General features: G+C 72.8%; 4 protein-coding genes. 3 read left to right on the forward strand and 1 reads right to left on the reverse strand.

All coding sequences use genetic code 11. From position 1 onward, the window contains the following. On the reverse strand, positions 1-447 hold a 447-nt coding region (locus MNY60_RS23090; RefSeq protein WP_242362010.1), incomplete at its 3' end, for a PAS domain-containing protein. A 410-nt stretch (positions 448-857) separates the two neighbouring features. Here MNY60_RS23090 and lon point away from each other — a divergent pair. The 3 genes from lon to MNY60_RS23105 form a co-directional block, all read left to right on the forward strand. Continuing rightward, a complete protein-coding gene (gene lon, locus MNY60_RS23095; RefSeq protein WP_242341389.1) occupies positions 858-3,347 on the forward strand; it encodes an endopeptidase La in 2,490 nt (829 codons plus the stop codon). Between the two features lie 177 nt (positions 3,348-3,524). Next, the gene (locus tag MNY60_RS23100; RefSeq protein WP_242341388.1) at positions 3,525-4,583 is read left to right on the forward strand and encodes an NAD(P)-dependent oxidoreductase; all 1,059 of its coding nucleotides are present in this window, start codon (positions 3,525-3,527) and stop codon (positions 4,581-4,583) included. Between the two features lie 153 nt (positions 4,584-4,736). Further along, positions 4,737-5,964 (forward strand): serine/threonine-protein kinase (locus MNY60_RS23105; RefSeq protein ID WP_242362012.1); only part of this gene is annotated, 1,228 nt, incomplete at its 3' end.

Below are 5,964 nucleotides of genomic sequence, written 5' to 3' on the forward strand. Positions count from 1 at the left end.
CGCGCGCGGCGGCTCCGCGCGCAGGACGACGACGTCCACCATGGGTCGATCCGAGACTCGGACGAGCGCGGCGGTCGCCCGCAGGCCGGTGCGCAGGGAGACCGCCCCGGAGGTGGCGTCCGCGCGTCGCAGCCCGTGCCGCAGGACCGCGAGCGCCTCGGCCATGGCGGCGAGGTCCTTGCCTTCGAGCGGCGCCGCGTCGGAGCCCGCGAGCCGCCGCGCCTCTGCGTTGGCGCGGACGATGCGCCCGTCCCCTCCGATCACGAGGACGCCGTCGCCGAGCCGCTCGAGCGCGCCCGCGACGAGCCGCTCCGCCGCCTCCGGCAGCCCCGCGCGGCGCCTGGCGCGGAGCGCGCGCAGCACCGCCAGGGCGGCGACCGCGAGGGTGGCGCCGGCCAGGAGCACGAGCGCATGCGTACCGGGCAACACGGCGCCCAAGGTGTCCACCCGCTTGCCCTCGCGGAAGCAGGCCTTATGCAGAGGGCATGATCCGCAAGCACGTATGGTCCCCGGCGGAGGGTCCCGGAGCCGCACCCCAGCAGATCTCCCGCCGCGCGGGATACGTCTCCGGGAGCGGCGACGACGACCGGAACGCCGGGTCCAGGCTGTGGGCGCCTTCGAGCGGTCCCACCCGTACCGACCCGGGAGGAGCCGGTGGCGAACCCGACGGCCACACGGTGCCGCGCCCCGGCCGCACCGCCCTCAACGAGGACTGACGCCTCGGGAGAGGTGGCCGCAGGGTGGGCTCTCGCCCGCCATGCCGTACCCGTAACGCCCGACAGGTCAAACGCTTTTCATTGATATCCGCTGCTCGCGCGGGTATCCCATCCCATCCGAAGCTCGGCAAGGAGACGGCGATGTCTGAGAAGGAAAAGAAGGCCGCAGCCGGCGCGCAGGTCGCTCCGGCGATGGTGCCTCCCGGGCTCATCGCCAAGGAGGACATCCCGCAGGTCCTCCCCATCCTGCCACTCCGGAACTCGGTGTTCTTCCCCGGAGGCGTGCTCCCGCTCGCGGTGGGGCGGCAGAAGACCATCGCCCTCATCAAGGACGCGGTCCGCGACGAGCAGGTGATCGGCGTCGTGACGCAGCGGCGCGCCGAGGAGGAGGATCCAGGCGCGGCCGATCTCTACACCGTCGGGACGGTCGCACGCGTCGTGAAGCTGCTCAAGATGGGCGAGGACAACTACTCGCTCGTCGTGCAGGGGCTCGCGCGCTTCAAGGTCCTCGAGCTCGTCCAAGAGAGCCCGTACCTCAAGGCGCGGGTCGATCCCGTCGAGGACAAGGCCGTCACCGACGACGTCGAGGTCGAGGCGCTCGCCATCAACCTGAAGAAGCTGGCGCGCGAGGTCATCGAGCTCATGCCCGAGCTCCCCGCGGCGGCGACCGAGCTCGTGGAGTCGATCACGCACCCGGGCCACCTCGCGGATCTCATCGCCGCGAACGTGGACGTCCCCATCGAGGAGAAGCAGCAGGTCCTCGAGACGACCGACCTCAAGTCCCGGATGAAGCTCGTCCTCGAGCTCCTCAACCGGAAGCGCGAGATCCTCAAGCTCTCGAACAAGATCGACTCCGCCGTGAAGGGCGAGATGTCGAAGACGCAGCGCGAGTACTACCTGCGCCAGCAGCTCAAGGCGATCAAGGAGGAGCTCGGCGAGCTCGGCGAGGAGGAGGAGGAGCTCGACGAGCTGCAGGAGCGGCTCAAGAAGGCGGGCCTGCCGCCCGAGGTGGAGAAGGTCGCGCAGAAGGAGCTCAACCGGCTCAAGTCGATCCCCACGGCGAGCTCGGAGTACACCGTCGCGCGCACCTACCTCGACTGGATCGCGGACCTCCCCTGGTCGAAGAAGAGCGACGACAACCTGGACATCGAGAACGCGCGTCAGATCCTCGACGCCGACCACTACGGCCTCGACAAGATCAAGAAGCGCATCCTCGAGTACCTCGCGGTCCGCAAGCTGAAGAACGACATGCGCGGGCCCATCCTGTGCTTCGTCGGGCCGCCCGGCGTCGGCAAGACCTCGCTCGGCCAGTCCATCGCGCGCTGCATCGGCCGCAAGTTCGTGCGCCTCTCCCTGGGCGGCGTGCGCGACGAGGCGGAGATCCGCGGGCACCGCCGCACGTACGTGGGCGCCCTCCCCGGCCGTATCATCCAGTCGATGAAGAAGGCGGGGACGGTGAACCCCGTCATGATGCTCGACGAGATCGACAAGCTGGGCGCGGACTTCCGCGGCGATCCGTCGGCGGCGCTGCTCGAGGTGCTCGATCCGGAGCAGAACCACGCGTTCTCGGACCACTACCTCGACCTCGCCTACGACCTCTCGAAGGTGATGTTCATCGGGACGGCGAACCTGCTCGATCCGATCCCCGGTCCGCTCAAGGACCGCATGGAGATCCTCGAGCTGCCCGGCTACACGTTCGAGGAGAAGGTCCACATCGCGCAGAACCACCTCATCCCGAAGCAGCTCAGGGAGCACGGGCTCTCGGCCGACGCGATCGACATCACCGAGAAGGCGCTCATCAAGATCATCATGGCGTACACGCGGGAGGCGGGCGTCCGTAACCTCGAGCGCCGCATCGCCGACGTGTGCCGCGCGGTCGCCGTGGAGGTCGCGAGCGGGAAGCTCCAGGCCGGCGCGAAGCGCTCCATCGAGGAGGCCGACGTCGAGTCGATGCTGGGGCCCGAGAAGTTCTACAACGAGACCGCCGAGCGCACGGAGATCGCGGGCGTCGCGACCGGCCTCGCCTGGACGGCCGCGGGCGGCGACATCCTCTTCATCGAGGCGACGAAGATGACCGGAAAGGGGTCGCTCACCCTCACCGGCCAGCTCGGCGACGTCATGAAGGAGTCCGCCCAGGCCGCGCTCTCGTACCTGCGCTCGAAGTCCGACTCGCTCGGCATCCCGGCGAACTTCCTCGAGCGGACGGACATCCACATCCACTTCCCGGCGGGCTCGATCCCCAAGGACGGCCCGAGCGCGGGCGTCACCATCCTCACCGCGCTCGTCTCGCTCCTCACCGGGATCCGCGTCCGCTCCGACGTCGCGATGACCGGCGAGGTGACGCTCCGCGGCCTCGTCCTGCCGGTCGGGGGCATCAAGGAGAAGGTCCTCGCCGCGCACCGCGCGGGCATCAAGCGGATCATCATCCCCGCCCGCAACGAGCGCGATCTGGTGGACGTCCCGGAGCAGGCCCGCAAGGAGCTCGACTTCGTCTTCGCGGCGCACATGGACGAGGTGCTGAAGGCGGCGCTCGAGGAGAACCCGGTCGGGCGGCAGGCGCCGCCGACCCCGGACGCGGAGGCTGAGAAGAAGGCCGCCGCCGCGAAGAAGTCCGAGGAAGTCCGGGCCTGAGCTTCGGACCGTGATCCGCGAGCCGCCTGGGCCCGCGGATCACGGTCGGCCCGGCCGGCTCCAACGGGGCCGCCGCCTCCCTCTGCGCGCAGTATCGGCGTCCTCGCGCGCCGGTGCGCCCCGGCAGGCTCGCTCCGCCCGCCTGCCCGTGGCCCGTCCCGCTGCTACACTCGCGGAGTGAACCGGCTCGCGATCCTCACCGGCTCGGCCGGCGCCATCCCGGACGCCGTCGCGGCGGCGCTCGGGCGCGCCGGCTTCTCGGTCCGTCAGGCGCCCATCGGCGCGGACGGCCGCCCGCGGCTCGAGGTGGACGCGCGCGGGGTGGACACGGTCGTCCACCTCGGCGTCCGTACGCCGCGCGAGCTCGACGAGCGGGCCCGCTCCGAGGCGGAGGCCGCCGCCGCCGCCGCCGCAGCAGCGCTCGCGCGCGAGGCCGGCGCGCGGCGGCTCGTGCACGTCTCGACCGCGGCGGTCTACGGAAGGCCACGGAACCTCCCCTGCCGCGAGGGCGAGCTGAAGGAGCCGCGGACCGCGCTCGAGCGGATCCGCTGGCGCGCCGAGCAGGCGAGCTGGGCGGAGTTCCGGCGCGGCGCCCCGCTCACCGTGCTGCGCCCCACGATCCTCTATGGCCCCACACTGACCGGCGGCCCGGTTCGAGCGCTCACGTTCTTCGCCCTGCTCGACCCGGGCAACCGCCGGATCCCGATCATCCGCCGCGGCCCGGTCGCGCACCTCGTCCACCTGGACGATCTCGCCCGCGCGGTCGTCCACGTGGTGCAGCACCCGCACGACGAGGAGGTGGTGGGGCGCGCGTTCAACGTGGGGGACGAGGCGCCGCTGCCGCTCGCGGAGCACCTCTCCGCCGCCCTCGCCGCGCTCGGCTACGAGCCGGGGCGCCTCCTCCCGGCGCTCCCACGCCTCACCGCGGCCCTGCTCTGGCTCGTGCGACACGTCCCGGACCGGGTCCTGCTCGGGCCGGTGAACCGCCGGCTCGAGCGCGCGTGGCGGCTCCTCGCGGGCCGGAACGGCGCGACGGCCGCGCTCGCGCCGCGCGTCGAGCGCGAGGCGCTCCACTGGATGACCGCGGACCACTACTACGACACGACCCGCCTCGCGGCCCTCGGCTTCAGGCCGCTCCATCCCATCTCCACGGAGGCGATCCCCGCGACGATCCAGGCGCTCGCGGCGCGGCGATTCCTGCCGGGATCGAGCGTGGGCGCCCTCCCCGCCGGGTAGCCTCGGCTGCGGCGAGCAGGCGTGCGCCGTCCCCGTCGCTGCAAGATGGCCGAGTCGGGGCAGCCGTGTCATAGTGCAGCGTCCGATCCGGTCACCGCTGTCGCGATCCGGAGCGAGCCGCGGCGGGGGTGCGCCGCGGGTGCCGGGTGAGTCGTGCAGCACGAGGATACCCACGCGAGCGCGAGGCTCGAGGGCGAGGGGGCGGTGATCCGCAGGCTCGGACGATACGAGCTGCTCGAGCAGGTCGGCAGCGGGGGCATGGCCGTCGTGTACCGCGGCCGCGACACCGCCCTCGACCGCGAGGTGGCGGTGAAGCTCCTTCACCCGCACCTCGCCTCCGCGCCGGACTCGCGCGCTCGCTTCTCCCGCGAGGCCCGCGCCGTCGCGCGCCTCTCCCACCCCGGCATCGTCGAGATCTACGACTACGCGGGCGACGGGGCGGCCGACAGCTACCTCGTGACCGAGTTCGTCCGCGGCAGGACCCTCCGCGCGTTCGCGCACGAGGTCGGGTTCGGCTTCCCCGAGATCGGCGCGCTCGTCGGGCGCGCGCTCGTGGACGCGCTCGTCCACGCGCACTCCGCCGGCGTCATCCACCGGGACCTGAAGCCCGAGAACGTCCTCGTGCAGGAGGGCGAGCGACCGGCGGTGAAGCTCGCCGACTTCGGCATCGCGCGCATCCTCGCGTCCGACGAGCGGATGACCATGACGGGCGCGCTCGTGGGCTCGCCGCACCACATGGCGCCCGAGATCGTGGAGGGGCGCGAGGCGGACGCGCGCAGCGATCTCTTCTCCATCGGAACCATCCTCTACTGGCTCGCGACCGGGAAGTTCCCGTTCGCCGCGCCGAACCCCACCGCGATCCTCCGCCGCGTCCTGGAGGCCGACTTCGAGGAGCCGCGCGCGGTGGACGCGCGCGTGCCGGACGCCCTCGCCGACCTCGTCGTCCGCTGCCTCTCCCTCGACCCGGAGCGGCGGCCGTCGAGCGCCGCCGAGGTCCGCGAGGTGCTCGATCGGCTCCTCGCCGAGAGCGGGCTCGAGCGCGCCCCGGACGAGCTCGTGGCGTTCCTGCGGGACCCGGCCGGCTTCAAGGCGGCCTTCCCGGCGCGGGCCGTGGTCGCGCTCTCCGCCCGCGGCGACGCCGCCCTGGCCGAGGGCGCGTCCGCGCGCGCTCTCTCGTTCTACTCGCGCGTCCTCGCCATCGATCCCGAGAACCCGGACGTCCCGGCCAAGCTCGCGCGACTCTCGCGGCGGCGGCGCCTCAGGAGGATCGCCCTCGGCTCCGGGGCGGCGCTCGTCGTCGCGGCGGCGGCCGCCGCGGTGATCGCCGTCGCCCCGCGCCGGGCCATCGCGCCCCCCGCGGACGCGGCGGCCGTGCCTCACG

This window comes from Anaeromyxobacter sp. SG17 (assembly GCF_022690695.1).
Taxonomy (GTDB): Bacteria; Myxococcota; Myxococcia; order Myxococcales; family Anaeromyxobacteraceae; genus Anaeromyxobacter; species Anaeromyxobacter soli.